This window comes from Paenibacillus sp. NFR01 (genome assembly GCF_900111565.1).
Lineage (GTDB): Bacteria > Bacillota > Bacilli > Paenibacillales > Paenibacillaceae > Paenibacillus_AQ.
This window is the reverse complement of sequence record NZ_FOIK01000001.1, coordinates 2,116,110-2,136,280: the sequence shown is the minus strand read 5'-3', so window position 1 is coordinate 2,136,280 and position 20,171 is coordinate 2,116,110. Positions and strand designations below refer to the sequence as shown.

Annotated in this window: 7 protein-coding genes; 5 read left to right on the top strand and 2 right to left on the bottom strand. The window is 53.7% G+C overall.

Going from position 1 to position 20,171, the window contains the following annotated elements:
- Positions 1–4: 4 nt before the first annotated feature.
- The 5 genes from BMW84_RS09855 (at position 5) to BMW84_RS09835 (ending at position 11,995) form a co-directional block, all read left to right on the top strand.
- On the top strand, positions 5–2,449 hold the full coding sequence (locus BMW84_RS09855; protein WP_091067216.1) for a PfkB family carbohydrate kinase: 2,445 nt from the start codon (positions 5–7) through the stop codon (positions 2,447–2,449).
- A complete protein-coding gene (locus tag BMW84_RS09850) occupies positions 2,446–4,719 on the top strand; it encodes a GH32 C-terminal domain-containing protein (RefSeq protein WP_091067214.1) in 2,274 nt (757 codons plus the stop codon). The genes BMW84_RS09855 and BMW84_RS09850 overlap by 4 nt, the downstream gene beginning before the upstream one ends.
- Before the next feature lie 106 nt (positions 4,720–4,825).
- Positions 4,826–10,210, top strand: a complete 5,385-nt coding sequence (locus tag BMW84_RS25030; protein ID WP_254772912.1) for a GH32 C-terminal domain-containing protein — start codon at positions 4,826–4,828, stop codon at positions 10,208–10,210.
- Complete coding sequence (locus BMW84_RS09840) at positions 10,123–10,464, top strand: S-layer homology domain-containing protein (protein WP_091067209.1); 342 nt, start codon at positions 10,123–10,125, stop codon at positions 10,462–10,464. The genes BMW84_RS25030 and BMW84_RS09840 overlap by 88 nt, the downstream gene beginning before the upstream one ends.
- Before the next feature lie 109 nt (positions 10,465–10,573).
- Positions 10,574–11,995, top strand: coding sequence for a glycoside hydrolase family 32 protein (locus BMW84_RS09835; protein WP_091067206.1), 1,422 nt, complete (start codon positions 10,574–10,576; stop codon positions 11,993–11,995).
- Between the two features lie 474 nt (positions 11,996–12,469).
- Here BMW84_RS09835 and BMW84_RS09830 read toward each other — a convergent pair whose 3' ends face one another.
- Both BMW84_RS09830 and BMW84_RS09825 read right to left on the bottom strand, forming a co-directional pair.
- Positions 12,470–16,789, bottom strand: a complete 4,320-nt coding sequence (locus tag BMW84_RS09830) for a S8 family serine peptidase (protein WP_175498720.1) — start codon at positions 16,787–16,789, stop codon at positions 12,470–12,472.
- Positions 16,790–16,828: 39 nt separating this feature from the next.
- Positions 16,829–20,053, bottom strand: coding sequence for a S8 family serine peptidase (locus BMW84_RS09825; protein ID WP_175498719.1), 3,225 nt, complete (start codon positions 20,051–20,053; stop codon positions 16,829–16,831).
- Positions 20,054–20,171 lie beyond the last annotated feature (118 nt).

Below are 20,171 nucleotides of genomic sequence, written 5' to 3'. Positions count from 1 at the left end.
AACTGTGCTGGATGTTATTGCGATTGGGGAAGTGTTGATCGACTTTACCCCCGCAGGCCGTTCGGCCGCGGGTAACGAGCAGTTTGAATGCAATCCGGGAGGGGCACCGGCTAATGTAGCCGCAGCGTTGTCCCGTCTGGGCGCCAGATCGGCGCTCGTCAGTAAGGTAGGAGAAGATGCCTTCGGTTCGTTGCTTCAACAGACCCTGCTTAGCAGCGGGGTCGATGTATCCGATGTTTCAACGACAGAGGAAGCGAGTACCACGCTGGCCTTTGTCCATCTGGATGAGCTGGGAGACCGGTCCTTCAGCTTCTTCCGCAAACCGGGGGCGGATACCTTCCTGCATACGCAAGATGTTCCGCTTGAGCGGATTGATGCCTGTAAGGCATTGCATTTCGGGTCTTTGTCGATGACGCATGAACCCGCCCGTTCGGCAACACGATCAGCCGTGCTTCAGGCGAAGGAAGCGGGAGCTCTGCTTTCGTTTGATCCGAATATCCGTTTTGCGCTATGGCAGAGTCCGGAAGAAGCCCGGCAAAATATTTATTGGGGCCTCAATTATACGGACATTCTTAAAATTTCAGAAGAAGAGCTTTCTTTCATAACAGGCATCGACGACATTGAACAAGCTTCGCTGGAGCTCCAGCGGCAATTCGATATCACGCTTATTGTCGTCACTTTGGCGGAAAAAGGCTGCTATTACCGTTTGGCCGGCCAAGGCGGATATGTACCGGGGTTTCAAGTGAAAGCCATCGACACGACAGGTGCGGGCGACGCTTTTCTGGGCTGCCTGCTGTACCAAATTCTGAAGGCGGGATGCCCTTTGCAAGAACTGTCTCCTCCCCAAATCATCGGCATGCTGACATTTGCCAATGCGGGCGGAGCAATCGTAACGACACGGAAAGGGGCTCTTGGATCCATGCCGACGACAGATGAAATTAACCGGATGATAGAGTCCGGCATGCTGCGGAATGATGAACGGTTCAGACCGGGGTTTCACTTTTCTCCTCCGGCCAACTGGGCAAATGATCCGAACGGATTAGTCTATTACGAGGGAAGCTATCATCTCTTTTATCAACATCATCCATACAGCAATAAATGGGGCCCGATGCATTGGGGACATGCCGTAAGCACGGACTTGATTCATTGGGAGCATGCACCGGTTGCTTTATTCCCGGATGAGCATGGGGCGATTTTTTCCGGATGCTGCGTCGTGGATTGGAATAACAGCAGCGGTTTGTTCGAAGATTCCCATGGGCTCGTAGCCATCTTTACTCATGCGGATACCCATCCCGAAACCGGCCAGCCGAGGCAGCGGCAGAGCTTGGCGTACAGTGCCGATAAAGGCGAAACATGGCATAAATATATCGGCAATCCGGTACTCTCGGAAGAACAATTAATCGATTTCCGGGACCCGAAGGTGTTTTGGCATCCGCAAAGCGGCCGTTGGATCATGGTCATCGTTGCCGGAGACCACGCCCGGTTCTACGCATCAACCAATCTGCGCGAGTGGCAGTTGACCGGAGAATTCGGCAGGGGAGAAGGCTCTCATGACGGAGTTTGGGAATGCCCGGATCTGTTTGAATTGCCGGTGGAGAACTCCGGAGACTCCAAATGGGTGCTTATCATCAGCATCGGAGACAATCCCAAGGGCGTGGAAGGCTCACGCACGCAATATTTTATCGGACAGTTTGACGGTAATACGTTTATCAATGACCATTCGGCGGATCATATCCGGTGGCTGGATGACGGCAGAGACAATTATGCGGGAGTCACCTGGTCGGATATCCCGGAACAGGACGGACGGCGTGTCCTCATCGGATGGATGAGCAACTGGAAATATGCCAACGAGACGCCGACAGGTTCTTGGAGAGGTGCAATGACGCTGCCCCGCGCCTTGTCGCTTACGAACAGGAATGGAGAGGTCATCTTGACTCAAATGCCTGTTCGCGAGGTTGGGGAGCTGCGCCAAGCTTCAATGGGCTGGAGGGAAGTTACGGTGATGCCGGAGACCCCTTTTAGACATAAGACGGATTCGGATCTGATCGAAATGGAAGCGGAGCTGGATGTGCGGTCTGCGGATGAGGTACGGCTTCATCTGAAATCTTCAGGTCAGAGCGAACTTGTAATCGGATACGACATTGCCGGGAAACGGCTCTTCATCGACCGCTCCATGTCGGGGGCGACGAACTTCCATCCGTTGTTCGCGTGCCGCCACGATGCCGGTCTGGCTGTAGAAAACGGACTGCTCAAGCTGCATCTCTGGGTGGACCGCAATGCCGTTGAAGTGTACGCAGATCATGGATCTGTTGTGCTGACCGATCAGTTTTTCCCGGATGCCCCTTTAGAGAATATTGAAGTGAGCGTGAAGACAGGGCAGGTTGTGCTGAAGGCGCTGCAGCTTTATTCGCTTCAATCCATTCAAACGCATAGGGGGGACGGGGCATGAGCGGCGCGGCGGGCGAACGGGGATTGTGGAAACATTGGACCTTTGATGAAGGCGCCGGAGCAAGCGCTCTGGAGAGCGTATCGGGAATCCGGGACGAAATTGGTTACGTGTTAAATCAAGCAGAGTTTACTGACCCTTGTCCTCCGGCGTGGAGGCGGGGGGTGGCGGGAAGCGGACTTCTGTTTGACGGATATTCGACATCCATTGCCCATCGCATACACAAGGAGAGCGAAACGAAATACCGGTCTGCCCTAAGCATAGGAGTATGGATTGCGCCCCGCACCTATGAGTGGGGTCATGCAGGCAAGCTCGCCGCCATCGTCAACCGCTACGACAGGGAACGCAAGCAGGGATTTTTGCTGGGGATGTTCCGTCACGGCTCCTGGTCTTTTCAAGTCGGGCTGGAAGGCGGGGATTGGCGGGAAATTTGGTCGCCGGACGGCTGTGAACTGCCCAAGCAGGAATGGTCTTACGTGAACGCAGTATTTAACGGGGACGAGGGCGAACTCAAACTGTATCTGAACGGGAACGAAATCGCTTCGCTCCCCGTGCCCCGCGGCTCCCGCCTGGCTGAGGCTACGGGAACCGAACTGCTGATCGGGAAGAACAACCACGGCAGCAAGCTTGCCGGAGTGTTCGACCTCCATATGTTCAGCGGTATCATGGATGAGCTGAAGATATACTCTCGTGCCTTGAGTCGGGACGAAGTGGCAGCTTCCTATCAAGCCATGCTGGATTCCGCGCATGGAGGCATCCGGCCGCAATTGCAATACGATGACATCAAGCTGGACCGTACACCTTTGCTGACGGACCGGCATCGACCGCAATATCATGTCAGTCCGCCGGCCCATTGGATGAACGAGCCTCATGCGCCGATCTATTTCGACGGGCAGTACCACCTGTTTTATCAGCATAACCCGCAGGGACCCTTCTTCCATCATATCCATTGGGGACATTGGGTTAGCAAGGATCTGGTCCATTGGCGCGATCTCCCCGTGGCGCTGGCGCCGGAGAAGGACCGGCTGGCTCCGGACGGGATTTGGTCTGGCAGCGCAAGCTATGATGCGGAAGGGCTTCCCGTCTTGTTTTTTACGGCAGGCAATGACAGCGCTTCGCCGAATCAGAGCGTGGCGCTTGCCCGAAGCACTTACTCCCAAGACCGAGACCCCGATCTGGTCCGCTGGATTAAACATCCGGAACCGCTTATTGTCCAGAAGCAGGGAATGGGGCTGTTTGGGGATTTCCGCGACCCGTTCGTGTGGAAGGATGAGGACGGCTGGTATGCTTTGGTCGGTTCGGGCATAGAGGGCGGAGGTGGAGCCGCGCTGGCTTTTGCATCGGAGGATATGCTGCACTGGACGTACAAAGGGCCCTTCCATCAGGCGGATATTCATAAATTCCCGTATCTTGGACCGGTCTGGGAACTACCTGTACTGCTGCCTCTCGGAGCCAACAAGCAGGGCAAGAACAAACATCTTCTTCTGGTCAGCCCCGTGGGAGCTGGCGCGGATGTCGAGGTGTTCTACTGGATCGGGGAGCTGGACAAACGCAATCTTTCGTTCTACCCGGATCAGGAGGAGGCGCAATTGATCGATGTAGGCGATTTCCATTTTACAGGTCCAAGCGGAATGGCCGATCCGCAGACGGGCCGGAATATTGTCTTTACCATTGCCCAGGGCGACCGCACCTCTGAACTGGAATACCAATCGGGTTGGGCGCATAATGCCGGGTTGCCGCTGAGTGTGTACTTGCGGGAGGATGGTCGCTTGGGCATCGAGCCGATCCGGGAGCTGCAATCGCTGCGCGGCCAGAAACGGTTGTCGCTCCGCGACATGTCGCTGGCCGAAGCCAACCATCTTCTCAAGGACGTCCAAGGCGACATGCTTGAGATACAGTTGGAGCTGGAACCGGAAGGTGCAAGCCGGCTCGGAATCAAGGTGCGGAGGTCTCCGGACGGCGAGGAAGAAACCCTGCTGTTCTATGACTGGACTACATCCACGCTTGCCGCGGACCGGACACGGACGACATTGCATCCGGGCGAGAAGTGCAGAGGGATTCAAGGCGGCAGGCTGGAGCTGGACGGAGAGAACCTGAAGCTGCATATTTATCTGGACCGTTCCATGGTCGAGGCCTATGCCAACGGGCTAAAAAGCCTGACAACCCGCGTATATCCAAGCCGGCAAGATGCCTTGGGGCTGGAAATATGGGGAGAGGGGACCGCGCTAGTGAAGTCGATGGACATATGGGAGATGAGGTCCATATGGGAATGAGAGCGCATGGGCGCTCTTTTTCCCTATGGATCAAGCAAAACGCATTGAGTTTTATGTAATTTGGAAGCGCTTCAATTATTCGCTCGAATAAGAGGGAGGCTTGTGAATGAGGATCGCAGATAGAAGAAAAATGTGGATTTCGGGTTTGATTGCAGGAGTAATGGTTCTTCAGCTTTTGGCACCGGTAACCCATGCCGCAAATGCAACCGCAGCCGAAGCAGGTGTTGAAGCTGCAGGAGGGGAACCCTCCCCGTTAGCGGCCGATATCGGGCCGTCGGTTACGGATGCGGTCTACCAAATTGAGAATCCAGGGTTCGAAACTGGAGATATGTCAGGCTGGACGGTTGTCAGAGGTCAAGCGTTTGGTGCAAACAGCGTATCAAACGAAACCACCTGGTGGGCTGAACAAATCCCGTATAACCAGGAGGGCACCTATCATTTAAACGGTTGGAAATATAGCGAAGGCGAGACTGGCGTGCTCCGATCCAGTACCTTCGAGCTTGGTGGCAGCGGCTGGATCAGCTTCAAGTTAGGCGGTGCCAAAAACGCTGACAAGGTATATGTGAATATCGTAGAGGCAGATACGGGTGAAGTTGTCGCCAGGTATGGCAATAGCAAATTTTCAGACGCTGGCTTCCCGAATCCCGCTCAGGGCATGCGACTTGCCAATATGGAACAGTATAAGGCGAATCTTTCCGAGTATTTGGGCAAGAAGCTTTATATTGAAATCGTAGATAACGCAACCTCAGACTGGGGATTGATTTTTGCAGATGCATTCTTTATGTATCATGAATCAGAGCCGGATGAAGGCATTGTTGCGACGGATATTAAGCCGGATTTCAAGCGGTATCAAATCCAGAATCCGAGCTTTGAAACGGGCGACTTGACCGGATGGACCATTGAAGAAGGTGAGGCGTTTGGGCCGGGCAGCGTGTCAGACGAAACCACCTGGTGGGCGGAACAAATTCCATATCACCAGGAAGGAGCCTATCATCTGAACGGGTGGAAATCCAATGAAGCAGCAACAGGCGTGCTTCGGTCCAGCACGTTTGAGTTAGGAGGAACAGGCTGGATCACCTTCAGACTGGGCGGGGGCAAGCACACGGATCAGGCCTATATCAGCATCAGCGATGCGGATACAGGAAATCTGATTGCCCGATACGGCAACAGCGAATTTAACGACACCGGCTTCCCGGATCCGGCGCAGGGCATGAGGCTCGCGAATATGCAAGAATACAAAGCCGACCTGTCCAAGTATATCGGCAAAAAACTATATATCGAGATCGTCGATCAGGCTTTTTCGGATTGGGGTGTGATTTTTGCGGATGCCTTCCACACCTTTAATGAATTGGTTCCCGAAGAGGGGGTCATGGCTGAAAACATCATTCCGACCGAAATCGCTAACCGTGGTTTTGAGACGGGCACTCTGGAGGGCTGGACGTTTGAAGGAGATGCCTTTCAAGTGACCGACCAAGCCGCCGCCGGTAAAGAAGGCAGTTTCTATGCCAAATCGACCGTTGAAGGAGAAGGTTCCATTACTTCCAGCGCCTTTACCCTTCAAGGGAACGGGACGATTACCTTTTCCATTGTGGATATTGATCAACCTGCGGATGCCTATGTCGCACTATATGATGCAAGCAGCAATGAATTGCTTAAACGAACCGGCAATATCAGTGCAAATGAGAAGATTTCCTGGAATGTATATGAATACTACAATAAGAGGCTCTATATCAAGGTAGTCGATTCGTCGAATCAGTCCCGTATCTCCGTTGATGCTTTCCAGGCAAACAGTACGGGCAACATCTTCTATATGAATTTTGACGAAGGCGCAGGCAAGAAGGCGCTTGAGCAAGTGAGCAGTCTTGAACACGAGGTAAACTATGTGTTTAATAGCGCCAGGTACATGGACTCCAAGGATCCGAGATGGACTCCGCGCGGAGTAAAGGGCGGTGCACTGCTGTTTGACGGTTATTCGAATGATGTTGAGGTTAACGCGAAGGATATTATTCCCGTAAGCGACGCGCTGACGGTCGAAGCCTGGGTGGCTCCGCGCAGCTATGAATGGGGAGACGGCAATAAGCTGTCTGCCATCGTGAATCAGTCGGATCAGGATAAGGCTGAAGGCTTCGCGCTCGGCATGTACCGGCACGGCACATGGTCATTTCAGGCTGGAATCGGCGGACAGTGGATTCAGGTATGGGTGAATGATCATCCGCTTGAAAAATACAAGTGGAATTATATCGCCGCGACTTTCGATAAGAGAACCGGAGAAATCAAGCTGTACCTTAATGGGGAGCAGGTTGCCTCTCAGGCAACCCCCCTCAATGTTCCGATTACATCGTCGACAGCCAGCCTGATGATCGGCAAAAACAATAAATCCGTAGAGTTCGCGGGCCTGTTCTCTTACAACATGTTCAGCGGCCTCATGGATGAAGTGAAGCTGCAGAACAAAGCACTCACAGGCCAAGAAGTTCTTGCTGAATATGAAAGTGTAAAGACGCTTCACGGCGGCGTGGTCCCGGACATTCCAAACGGAGATATCGACGAGGATCCTAGTGTGTATGACGGGGATCAGCACCGTCCACAATACCATGCGATGCCACCACAAAACTGGATGAATGAAGCGCATGCACCTATTTATTATAACGGTAAATATCATTTGTTTTATCAGCATAACCCGCAAGGTCCGTATTGGCACCAAATCCACTGGGGACATTGGGTGAGTGACGATATGGTGCATTGGGAAAATGTGAGACCCGCGCTTGCCCCTGAAGCAGGCACCCTTGATCCGGATGGGGTATGGTCAGGCAGCGCCGCGTATGATCGCGACGGAAATCCGGTTCTGTTTTTCACCGCGGGCAATGATTCTCTATCGCCGAACCAAAGAACTGGGCTGGCAACTCCGGCTGATTTGTCGGACCCTAATTTGGAGAAGTGGGTGACCTATCCGGACCCGGTTACCGAGCAGAACGGTAATGGTATCCATAACGAGTTCAGAGACCCGTTCGTGTGGTATGACCAAGAGACGGATAAGTGGTATCAGTTAGTTACGTCTGGCCTTAAAGACTTTAGCAGCGGTACAGCCCTGGTGTATGTATCCGACGATATGTACAACTGGGAGTATAAGGGGCCGCTTTACGTCAGTGACAGAAACTTGTATCCGGAGCTCGGTACCGTTTGGGAACTGCCGGTGCTGCTGCCGTTAGGCAAGGATAGCACCGGTAAACAGAAGTATATTTTCATGATCAATCCACATGAGAAACCGGAGCAGGTCCCGCCGGCAAACGATGTGCAACGGGATGTTGAGGTGTTCTATTGGATTGGAACCTGGGACCGGGATAACTATAAATTTATACCCGACCAGGATGCGCCTTCCAAAATGGATGTCGGCGACGGCTATTTAACCGCAGAGAGCGGTATGGTGACCCCCGACGGAAGAACGGTCGTATTTTCCATGGTGCAGAATGTAAGAACACCCCAGGCTGAATACCAAGCCGGATGGGCGCATAATCTGGCGCTGCCGGTTTCCTTGAGCCTGGATGAGCACGATGAATTGCGCATTGAGCCGATTGAAGAATTACAGAGTCTGCGGGGCAATAAGTTGGCTGACTTTACAGACAAAAATCTGCAAGCAGCCAATCAGTTGATCCAAAATGTCAAAGGCGACATGCTGGAGATCGTGATGGAGATCGATCCTGGTGAAGCCGAGAAATTTGGCCTTAAAGTACGGCGCTCCGATAACGGCCAGGAGGAAACGCTGATTTACTATGACAAGACCGACCATACATTCAATGTGGACCGGACCAAGAGCAGTATCGACCCGGATGTCCGTGTGGATGGCATTCAGGGCGGATATGTAGATCTGAACGGAGAGAATCTGAAGCTCCATATTTTCCTGGACCGCTCGGTAGTCGAAGCCTTTGCCAACAATAAGAAAAAACTGACCACTCGTGTCTACGTAGGAAGATACGATTCCTTGGGCCTCAAGGTATGGGCCGACAACGATATTACGGTCAAGTCGATGAAAGTATGGAATATGAATGCCTTGACGGGTGAAACGGCAGCACCGGTCGATGTTCCAGACAACTGGGATAATTCCGTATACACCGATATTACGGATCTGCCTAACCATGATTTTGCTACCGGCGACTTAACGGGCTGGATTGCGGAAGGAGACGCCTTCCAGGACGTCCATGTGACCGATGCCCAGTTGTTCTGGGATACGATCTACTTTAATCCATCGCATAAAATTCCGGGCGGCTATCATTTGTGGGGCTTCAACGAGGCAGCCGGCGGTGACGGGTTAACGGGAACGCTCAAGTCGCAGAAGTTCGTCCTTGGCGGCAACGGCAAGATCAACTTCCTGGTCAGCGGCGGGCGCGATATCGATAAGCTTTATGTTGCACTGGTCCGGGCTTCGGACGGCAAGGAGCTGTTTAAAGAGACAGCTACGAATTATGAGGAGTATCAACGGAAGATCTGGGATGCATCCCCTTATATCGGCCAGGAGCTTTATATCAAGGTAGTTGACCAATCCACCGGCGGATTCGGACATATTAACGTCGATGATTTCAATGTACCGGTTAAGGTGCAGAACGGGTCGGACCCGACCAGCCCGAGCGATCCAACCAATCCTCCGAGTCAGCCTGTAAATCAGGACAGCACACCGGTTAGCCCGGGCAGCTTATCATTCGAGCTGGCTAAAGGGGAGCGGCAGGTACAGTTTTCTGCGGCCCTGGCAGCAAATGACGGTAAGAATGCACTGAAGATTAAAAATACAGATGTGGAAATTGAAGTTCCCGCAGACGTATTGAAGGATTTACAGGCAATGGTTACGGGGAATGAGCTTGAGCAGGCGAAGATCTCTTTTGAAATGGAGGCTTTACCTTCAGAGCAGAGCAAAGAGCTGATTGGGCAAGCCGCACAAAGAAATCAGGCAGCCATTTCAGTGGCCGGAGAGATCTACGATTTCAAGTTGTCTATTGTAAAGCCCGGCGGAACGAAACAGACGCTTGCGAAGTTCTCTAAACCTATCACCGTCAAATTGAGCGCACTGGCCAATTCCCGCCAAGATTTAACGGGTATATATTACATCTCGGATGACGGCAGACTGGAGTATAGGGGCGGAACCTATGCAGACGGTAAATGGACGGCTGAGGTGGGTCATTTCAGCAAGTATGCTGTCCTTACTTATGATAAATCTTTTGAAGATGTGAATGCCTCCTACTGGGCCTATGATGTTATAAAAAGGATGGCTGCAAAGCAAATTGTCCTGGGAGTGAGCGAAACGGCATTCGCACCGAAGCAAAAGGTAAGCAGAGCGGAGTTGGCTTCCTTGATCACTCGTGCACTCGGAATAACAGGAACAAACTCAACTATGTTTAAGGATGTAGCACCCGTGAAATGGTATGCTTCTTCGATTGCAGCAGCTACGAAGCGGGAATTGTCACTGGAAGAAGCAAAGATACCTTTGCGCCGGAGGACACCATAAGCCGTGAAGAAATGGCGTCCATGATATACAAAGCATACCTGTTTCAAACAGGACAGAAGGCTGCTCTTCATCGGCAAAGCAATTTCAAGGATACCGGTACGATAAGCGGTTGGGCTTCAGATGCAGTGGCTGCCTTACAGGAGCTTGGGGTAGTTGACGGGCGCGGCAATCAGTTATTCATGCCTCATGAAACGGTGGATCGTGCGGAGAGCGCGCAAATGATCTCGCTGCTGCTGGATGAAGTCAACAAATAACGATTAAGAGAGAGCCGGGGAAGCAAGGTGATGTCCACCTTCGCCATGACTCCGGCTTTCTCTGATTTACTTTGACCGGAGCTCTATGTATAACGGGGAGGAATAACAAATGAAAGAATTTTTTTATCGTCCGGAGAATGCCTGGGTGGGGGATGTAATCCCCTACTATGAACACGGGGAGTTTAAACTATTCTATCTCCATGGCTGGAGAGAAAATAATCAAGAGAGCCTTGAGCAAGGCTGGCATTTGCTTGGAACGAAGGATTTCATTCATTTCAGGGAAGAGGGAGCTTGTAAAATTGAAGGCGGGACTGGGCATATTCTCAAGGTTGATGATATCTATCACATGTTCTATTGCATCTTTCCAGAAGGCAAACAGTTTGCCTGTCATGCCATCAGTAAGGATCTACGGACATGGGAGCCGATTCCCGAAGACACTTTTGGTCCGGATGGCGAAATTTATGAGCTGGCGGACTGGCGTGATCCCTTTGTTTTCTGGAATGAAGAAGAAGGGCAATACTGGATGCTGATCGCAGCACTGGCCAAAGGACCGACAAACCGGAAAGGCTGCACAGGTTTGCTGTCATCTAAGGATCTCAGGCATTGGGAATACCGGGAGCCGCTGTATGCGCCGAAATTACATGTCGGAGCTCATGAATGCCCAGACCTGTTCCGGATGGGGGACTGGTGGTACCTTATCTATTCTTCTTATACGGGGCGTTTTGGTACCTTTTACCGGATGAGTCGTTCCTTGAACGGGCCGTGGATTACACCGCCGGAGGAAGCCTTTGATGGGCGGGCTTATTATGCCGCGAAATCCGTATCCGATGGACAAAAACGTTATTTGTTCGGCTGGAATCCGACAAAAAACGACGATCTGTTTGGCTGGAATCCGCCTGAAGCCTCCGGCAAAGATTATGATACATGGGATTGGGGAGGCAATATGGTTGTGCATGAAATCCTACAACGCCCGGATGGGACGCTAGGTGTAAAAGTTCCGGAAACCATAGACTCGGCTTTCGCCTGCCAAGCACCTGCCCATTTTATTGGAGTTGCCGGAGAGTGGGCAATAACAGAGACTTCGATCCGATGCGACTCTCCATATTCCTTTGCCGGCTGCATCACAGAGGAAGAATTGCCGGATTTATGCAAAATATCAGCCGATGTTTCTTACTCCGGTTCTACTCAAGGTTTGGGGATCATGCTCAGGGCAGAGGAGGGGCTGGATATTGCCTACTATATCACGCTGGAACCCGAACGAAGCCGGATTACCTTCCGTGGATCAATTATGCAAACGGAAGAGGGAGGCAAAACTTTTCCTTACGATGTAGAGCTGGAACGTCCGCTTATGCTGCAGCCGGATCGGAAGTATGAACTGAAAATATTCGTGGACGGAACGATCTGTGAAATTTATGTCGGAGGGGAAGTGGCTTTGAGTGCAAGAATATATGATATTCAGCACGGGAAGCTTGCCTTATTTGTTAGTCAAGGGACAGCAGAGTTTAATCGTGTCAAGGTAGAAACTCTGTAACCGTCTTAATAAAAACTTATGATCCCATCTTGAGGAAAGTTAAGGTGAGATCATAAGTTTATTTAAGAGTTCCTTAAATCGAATTCGTGTTTATCGCCGTAGTATTTGCTGAAATACTCTATCTTTTCGAATGGTATCCAATGCAGGTGGTGTGGGCGTACTCGGACCAAATGCTGGTCAAACCGAAAAGGCGACGAGTGCAGATGATATGGCAGTCCGGTTAATCAAAGAAATTCGCAAGTTAAAAGCTTTTAACGAGTAAACCATTTGCAGTTAACTACATTTTCCCGATGGGCTATGTCCAGAATCACATGAATTTGATCATATCTAAGCGTATGACGGCAGCGCATTATGGAATCCGGGATTTTCAGCATCGTTTTGAATTAAGCGGACGAATAACAGCTAAAGTGCTTGAAAAAGAAAATCCCCCTGCCAACAGTCACCTGATGGCAGGGGGATTTGTGCGTGATGGCGTTAAATCGATCCCGCTAAGCTAAGCAATTGATACAGCACCTTGCCTGCTGCTTCGCGGGTGGTCGGCAGGGCAGGATGGAAAAGGAACTGGCCTTGTTGACCTTCGCCCTGCATCAGTCCGGCATCGCTGACCGCCTGGATGCTGTCCTTGGCGTAGCTGCTGAATGCGGCGGCATCGGCGTAAGGCTTGCGGACCGCTCCGCCGGAGAATTGGATATCCAGCAGCTTGATGGCTCTGGCCAGCATGACGGTCAAATCCTGGCGTGTAATCTCATCGTTCGGTCTGAATGTTCCGGCGTAGCCGGTGATCAGTCCGGCCCTGTAGGCGGCATTCACGTCCCGGGCATACCATTCGCTTCCTTTGATATCCGTGAATGCATTGGTTGGTACGGATCGATCCAGCCCGATCGCGGTTACGAGCATGGAGGCGAACTGGGCCCGGGTGACCGGACTCTTCGGCTGGAATGTATCCTCGGAAGTTCCATTCAGAAGGAACTTGTCGGACAACAGCTGAATCTGATCTTTGGCCCAGGAAGATCTGATGTCCGTAAATTCGACGGTTCGGGTTGCGGCTGCATAAGTGGAGAAACCCGGACGGCTGATGATGACCAAGGTCGATCCATCCGGCAGCGTCTTGAATCTGGCAGGAACAGGGTATACGTCGCCGGCCTCGATATAAAGGACGCCCGCGTCCGACGCGTCAATGCCTTTATCCAGCAGGAAGGCTCTGTGGACGATCTGATCCGGTGCGAAGGTCACTTTGGTAGTGACGCCTGCAGCCGTGGAATAGGCCTCGAAGGTATAAGGCGTTCCAAGCAGTGCGGCGTAGCCCTCGTTAAATGCAGCCTTGCTATTCGCGTCCGGCATGATGGAGACGGTCAGATCGGCATTTGCTGCAACGCCGGAGAGGGCGGACAGCGGTATGGATAAGGATGCGCCGTTCCACGAAAAGGCAAGCGAGCTGCCCGCGGGGGCCGACTGCAGCAGGTCCACCTGCCCGGCGGTCAGCTTCAGGCTGGCTTGGGTTCCGTGATCTGCCGTAGCGGCGGTGACGCTGTAGACCGTCGCCGCCGACTTAACTTCCAAGGCTTTCATCAGCGTATCATTGCTGAGCGTAATCACGGTCTGATCTCCATCCGGCGTTGAGACTCCCGTAAGGGATGCAAGCGTCTGGTTCGGCTCAACCACTGCCGCCAGCGGCGGCGCGGCAGGGCTTGACGGAGCGCTGCTTGCGGTTGGAGACGGCGTAGCGGAAACGCCACCGCCACCGCCGGTGTTGCCGGGCGCGGGCGTCGGCGTCGGAGAAGGCGTCGGTTCGCTGGCTCCGCCCTCGTCTTCGCCCATCATGTAAAATGTCAAATTCACACTCTGAACATCTGCAATCTCAAAGCTCTCGTCGTACTGAACGGCGTAGGCACTGAGCTTATACTGTCCCGGCTCCAGTTGTTTGATCACGTAATTTCCATACTCGTCTACGGTTCCGTCTGTGTAGCTGCCGTCGATATTTTCGAAGGTTACCCTGCCTTCAGGAAGAAATGCCAGCTCTTGCGTTTCGGCATTCAAATCATACCATTCGGAGATGCGTCCGATATACTCCCCGTCAAGGCCGTTAACCTCAACGACCATAAAGTTGGTATGGTCATTCGCCAGCGTTACCGATAAATCGGCGGGAGTCGAAGGAGAGATTCTCTTATGGGTCAGGAATCCGTCAATCAGACCGAAGTCGTTGTCGGCAGCATCGTCGCCGACGTGGATCACAAACGGCAGATGAAGCGAAGGAAGCCCGGTGCCCTGCAGCAGAATCTCGCCTTCATATACTCCGTGGGCCGCCTGATCCGTGGCCCGGGCGGTAAGTGCAAAAGGCGTGCTGGCGCCCGGTTCGGCCGTAATCGTGGAGCCTGCCCCCAACCCCTCTAGCGCCAAAACGATATTGTTTACATCCGGTGTCGGGATCGGATCGGAAGGATCGGAGGTTACGCTCGGGTGCATGACTACCGAAGCGGTATAGGTTACCGTATCCCCGGACAGATTTTTAATCCGCAACGGTTTGGAAAGCGCCGCCGCGCCCGGATCGATGGCGCCGAAGCTCAGGCTGCTGGCCTCGCTTTGGATCACCGAAGCGTTCATTTTGTCGTCATAAACGGTTATCGGATCCAGGGACTGCACGACAGCCGGCGTAATCAATGCATCGGCAACATCGGCCCGGCCGGCGCCTTGCGAATACACATCGTACGGCGTACCGTTTTGATCGGAGATTTCATCCGCCGTGTTGGCCAGGGCGGCGCGGATCTCGAGCGGCGTCCAGCCGGGATGCGCCTGAGTCATCAACGCCGCCAGACCTGCAATGTGCGGAGAGGCCATGCTGGTACCGCTGGAACGGTGATAGGCGAGGCCGTAGCTCGGCTCTCCATGATCAAAATAATAGCTGTATTCCGGGTTGCCGTAATAGGCCGCGTATTCGGGCAGCGTGGACAGAATGTTGACGCCCGGTGCGCTAATGTCCGGCTTGATGCCGTAATTATCGTCGGAATTCGGTCCGCGCGAGCTGAAGTCGGCAATGGTGTCGCCGGCCTCCAGAGTCATTGGATAATCCTTGCCAAAGGTAATATGCAGCGGCTGATCCGGATGCTCCAGAATGGTCCGGGCCAGGGCGCGACCTTCTATACCCGGCATATCAAAGGTGGGTATGAAAGCATAATCATCACCCAGATAGCCGATGTCGCCAATCGGCCCGTCTCGACCGGGAATGCTCTCCGAAAGATCGGCTTCTTCCGATCCGCCAAGCGAATTCCCGTTAAAGAGGATCAGCGCTTTTGCCCCGTGGCTCTTGGCAATGGCAACCTTATCGACAAAGGTCAGGTTGCCGCGGGAGACAATAACCACCTTGCCCGTAACATCGCCAACATTGCTGTAGTCGATGTAATCGCCCAGTCCGGCATAAACCGCATCCACAGGCTCGGTTCCCAGCAGTTCCCCGAAATTCGCTCCGTTATAGCTCCATCCAAGAAGATCGGAGTAGACCATATCCGTCACGCTATATACTTCCTCCGTTACCGTATTCGTCAGCTGCGCGCTGAAATTCGCCCGGTAGTGGGTACTGGTGCTTGTCGCGGCAGCTACGGAGATCGCGAGCTGGGAGCTGGCCGGAGAGCCCATGGAATAGTAGTATTTGCCGTCCGCTCCCGCATTGCCGTTCGCGACAACGGCGACAACGCCGGAAAGCACGGCATTATTCACGGCGATCGAGTCCGGGGAGTCCGGATCCTTTTCCATATCTGAACCGAGCGACAGGTTAATAACATCCATGCCGTCCTTCACGGCGTGCTCGATGCCGTCGATCACCTGGGCCGAGGTGCCGGAGGTCTCATAGATTCCTTTGCTTTCGTTATAGGTGGCTCCCAGCACTTTATAGGCATAGAGATCCGCCTCATAGGCAATCCCTTTCTGGACGACTTCAGAATCCTTATTCTCGGCGCGTCCTACAATCGTACCGGCTACGTGAGTTCCGTGGCTGGTACCCTCAAAGCCGAATATGGCCGGTATCTCTTCATAGGGATCATTGTCCTGATAAAAGGAATCGTAGCCGCCTTTGTAGGCATTCTTCAAATCGGGATGCAGATAGTCCACGCCGGTATCGATAACCCCAACCTTTACGCCTTTGCCGGTATACCCGCTCTGCCAGGCCGTATCCACGCCGATCTGCGCCAGCGGGTCAATCTCGATATTCGGTCCGGAGCCGTTCTCGTCCGCCGGAGTTTCGATTAAGGGAATGGGATAATAAGTGCTGTTTAAGCTGATGGACTTAACCCCGGCGAGTTGCGCCAGCGCTGGAATTTGATCGGCTCTGACGGTTATTTCCATGCCGTTCAGCACCGTGTCGTACTGGTAGTTCACCTTCATGGCGATGCCTTCGACCCGGGCCGTATTCTTAAATGCGGATTGCTCCGACACGACCGACTGTTCGGCCGACTGCAGGGAGAAGGATCGTCTGGAGAGGCTGGCCGAGTGCTTCGCCTCGGATACGGCCTGACCGCTGAGCTGGACGATGACGCTTATCTTATCGGAGGACGACGTGTCGATATTCGGGTCTACAACCGCAGGCGCTGCGGCGGCGGACAACATTCGGGCCGGGCTGCCGGAAGACTCCGGACCGGAGAACCCTGAAGATAAGATGAGGGGCCGGGCCGGGTTCAGCAGATCGGCAAGGGAGGCCGGAGCGTCCGCTGTCCCTGCTGCCGCTCCCGGGGTTCCCGGAAAAGCAGCCAGCAGAAGGGCGGAGGTGAGCAGCGCCATGGATGGTTTGAATTTGAATTTAGCCAATTTCGGATTCCCCATTTCTTGAAAAGATAGTCAACGTTGTTACGGCGTGACGGAGATGGCATCCACCGAGATGGAAGTGCCGCTGGAGGCTGCGCTTTTCTGCCCGGCCGCCACTACTTTCAGGGTGTGCTTGCCTGCCGGTAAAACGCCCGATGTGAACACGGTCTTCCGGAAACCCGGAGCCGCACTGTACAAGTCGACAGAGACCACAGGCTTATCATCGATATAAATGTCCGCCAACCCGCGGCCCGGTCCGGTATAAGCCAGCAGCCGAACCTGGCTGCCCTCGAATTTGAACTGCGCATAGGCTCCTTCGCGGTCCGCGTATTTGGCGATTCCGCCAAAATGCTTCAGGCTGAAATTGGTCTTCCAGGCACCTCCGTAAGTGGTCGTAGCATTGTCTTCCTGAATGAGATGCTCCACGGCGAGCGCATCGACGTTGATGAAGGCGGTGCCGGTCTTTTTAGCGTCCGGATCGGTCTTGCCGGTCCATTCAATCGAGAAGGTATGCTGCCCGTAAGGGACGATTTTCTCAAAGACGATCTGTTTGTCCAGCGGGGTTGCACTGAACAGCGAAGGGGAAGCAGCCTTGATGCCGTCAATATAAACATTGGCGATGCCCTGCTTGTCGTTCTTCGAGCCGATCCAGCCGATATAGCTGCCGACAAACGCGAACTCGACCTTGCCTTTTTCGTCGATTTGCTTGGCGGTCGAACCGGAATAGGCGCTGCCGCTAAGCGCTGCCCAAGGGCCGGTGAAGACCAGCGAATCGCTGGTATCTTCATAGCGACCCGTCAGATTGCCGGTTGCCATGCTAAGGGTATAGCTTCCGCTACCTTTAAAGGCATAGACGTCGAGGTAGTAGGTGCCGCTCTTGGTCACCGTATACGCTATGGATTCGGCCGAAGTCCCCTCATGTTCCGAATAAGCCAGGAGATTTTGGTTGCCCTGAACGGTTTCCGCTTCTGGAGCGAACAGGTACAGGTCAAAGTCGGTCCCTTTATCCCCGCTCAGTTCGATGCTGATATCCTCGCCGGCATGGAGTTCAAGGGCATACACATCGTTTACGTCGGAGGCCTCATCCAGCCGGTTCGTGAGGCTGCCGCCCGCATAAGGCGTGCCGGGGATGTCGTCATCCGTCAATGCCCGATAGGCGTTGACCATGGCACCGCTGGCCACGCGGCCGGTCAGCGAGCTCAGGCGCGTACCGCTGCTCATGATCCGCTGCTTAACGGCGAGCGGGCTGAGCGACGGTTCCTGGCTGAGCAGCAGCGCGGCGGCGCCGGAGGCATGGGCGGCGGCGAAGGACGTGCCAATGACGTAGCCATAAACGCTCTTAGGCACGGGCATGACGAATTCAAGGTTGATTTTGGCAATGGACGGATCTCTGGAGATCACCCAGTTATAGCTGTCTTTGTCCTCGTTCAGCGGATAGTTCACGCCTTCGTAGATCGTGCCGGGAATCCCGACGACATTCTCCCACATGAACTCCTCTTTGAAGTACAGATGCAGAACATCGCTTACGAATGAGGAATCTTCGATTTTATGCAGCGAATGAGAGCCGGTGAGCAGCAGTCGTCCACCATTCTTCAAATACTCCGTGAGATGGAGCTGGTCGTTTTCGGTGATGTTCGGATATTTTTCGAAGGAGGCTGTGCCCGTAAACCAAATGACCGCGTCGTATTCCTTCATCTTCTCTACGGAAGGACCATCGCCGCCGTCGGGAGCGGAAGTCACGATATCGCTGTCTTCGTCAAAGCCGGCATAATCCTCAAGCAGCTCCAGGTACTTGGATCGCTTGGAGCTGGACGGATAAGGGGCGATATTGGAGCCGTCATCCTGAACGAGAAGGATTTTGGCCGAAGGGTCATCCTTGGCCGCGCCGAGATACTCCATCGCCCGGTCAAAGGCATCCTGACGGTAATTCTGGTCGGCATCCTCCTCGTCAAGTATGTTCTCAAAAGCGATGCCGTTAAAAATAATCCGGGAGTTCCCCTCTTCGATCTGAGCGGAGAGACCCGGGTTGCTTATGGGCTCGGTGGTCCACACCTCGTAGCCGGGAGCTGCCACGTCGACGGATTCGGCCCCGATATTCGATCCCGGAACCAGGTTTCCTGTATTGTCCACGGCCGTTACGGAGAGAATGCCGGGATTGTCAAAGGCAGCCGGATAAGCCGGAGTGGCGTCCGTGTTCACGCCATAGTTGCCGGAAGGGGCGACGACGAGCATGTTCGAGGCGTCGATTGCATCCTTGAGCGCCTGGCTGTAAGAATAAAGCTCCGCGCTGATATTGGCGATTTTCGCCCCGTTATCCTTGGCGTATTGGATCGCCTCGATCAGATCGAGCACGGATCCGTTTTCGCCTTTGATGAATTTGAGCGGCATGATTTTTACGTTCGGGGCGATGCCCGATACCCCGATGCCGTTGTTGGATGAAGCCGCGATAATTCCGGCTACGGCCGTTCCGTGCCAATCTCCGTCCACCGCATCAAAAAGCTGGTCCGAATCATCGGCGAAATTCCAGCCGTGGACATCGTCCGCGTAGCCGTTATGGTCATCGTCCAGGCCATTGCCGGGAAAATCCTTGGCGTTGGTCCAGAGGCTGCCCGCCAAATCGGGATGGTCGATCGCAACGCCGGTATCGATGACGGCAACCGTGAGATCGCTGCTACCCCGGGTAATGCTCCAGGCATCCGTGGCCTTGATATCGATTCCCGGGGTGCCCGGGGTGTTGAAGCCCGCCGGATCCTGTCCGGTGTTGAGCAGCGCCCATTGGTTCTGGAAGTATGTGTCGTCCGGGAGCGTGCCTGCTGCGGCGGGATATACCTTGTAGTTAGGTTCGGCGTAGAGCACATGAGGGTCCTGATTCAGCTTGGCAAGCAGCGGCTTAATGTCTGTAGAGTCGGGGAGCGAAAGGGCGTCGGCATGAATGCCGGAGAGCGTGACCCGGTTCTTGAGAATATCGTTATTTAAAATGGAACCGGATGGCGAGGAGAAGCCGGATTTGTACTTTACGATAATTTGGCTGCGGTCATACGCGGCTTCTCCGGCCGGAATCGCCGGGGTCCCGCTCTGCTCCGCTTCCCCGCCTGAAGCCGGCGGTATTTGAATGACCTTTTCCTCCGGGGCGGATTCCGCCGTCCATGCGCTTTTTCGCGGCTTGTCCGAAGGCGTCGGGGCGGCAAAGGCGCTGCCGATCGTACCCATCAAGAGCGAGGTGAAGGCCGTGACCAGAATAGACTTGCTAACCCATTGTTTTTTCAAGTTTTTACCCTCCTGATTGAACGAAAAATGTACTTTGATTCGGGAGTTCAGCGGTACGCGCATCCAGTAATCAGGCAGATCGGTTCATGGGATACACCTCCATTATGGATTCAGCCGG

Coding starts and splice junctions, on each gene's coding strand:
- BMW84_RS09850 (WP_091067214.1), top strand. CDS start 2,446: ATGAGCGGCGCGGCGGGCGAACGGGGATTGTGGAAACATTGGACCTTT.
- BMW84_RS25030 (WP_254772912.1), top strand. CDS start 4,826: ATGAGGATCGCAGATAGAAGAAAAATGTGGATTTCGGGTTTGATTGCA.
- BMW84_RS09840 (WP_091067209.1), top strand. CDS start 10,123: ATGGTATGCTTCTTCGATTGCAGCAGCTACGAAGCGGGAATTGTCACT.
- BMW84_RS09835 (WP_091067206.1), top strand. CDS start 10,574: ATGAAAGAATTTTTTTATCGTCCGGAGAATGCCTGGGTGGGGGATGTA.